The sequence below is a fragment of the Vibrio sp. 1069 genome (assembly GCF_033340555.1).
In genome coordinates, this window is record NZ_JAWOWP010000721.1 from 1 (window position 1) to 570 (window position 570).

Consider the following 570-nt stretch of genomic DNA (forward strand, 5'->3'; position numbering starts at 1 on the left):
TTTGGACAGGTCATTCGTATTACGCACCAAAACCAAACCGAAGACGGAAGCCAAGTTCGATTTTGGCTGGAGGCACAATAAGAAGAGTATGACGGGTAACTCCTCATTAGAAAGGAAACTCAAACGAGAAATCGCCTCAAGAAAGGCGGCAGAACTGCTTTTAGAGCAAAAAAGTTATGAGCTCTACGAATCTACGCAAAAATTGAGTGTCGCGTTAAGGAAGCTAGAACTTCGCTCGGAAAGCGATCTGCGCAAGTTTGAGTTTGAAGAAAAAATTGATGCCACGCTTATTCGGTTTGGACGGACATTCCTTTCCAGCACTTTCGACGAGACAATGATTGCCAGTTTTCTTGAGCAACTGACGTCCAATTCCGTTATTACCGCTTCATATTTATACCTTGATCCTGTCCAACTCACTTCTTTGCGTCGTCATCATTTCGGGCATTTGAATCTAAAAAGTGACAAACCTATCGCTCGAACACCCGATTGGCAGAATGAGGCGCTACATTTACCCATCATCATTGATGAGCGAGTCGTTGGCGAATTGATATTTTCTGTGTCGTTGGAACA

1 pseudogene is annotated in these 570 nt (G+C 43.7%); it reads left to right on the forward strand.

The features are described from left to right. Positions 1 to 88: 88 nt before the first annotated feature. A pseudogene (locus R7040_RS28675) lies at positions 89 to 570 on the forward strand (hybrid sensor histidine kinase/response regulator); the annotation flags it as partial.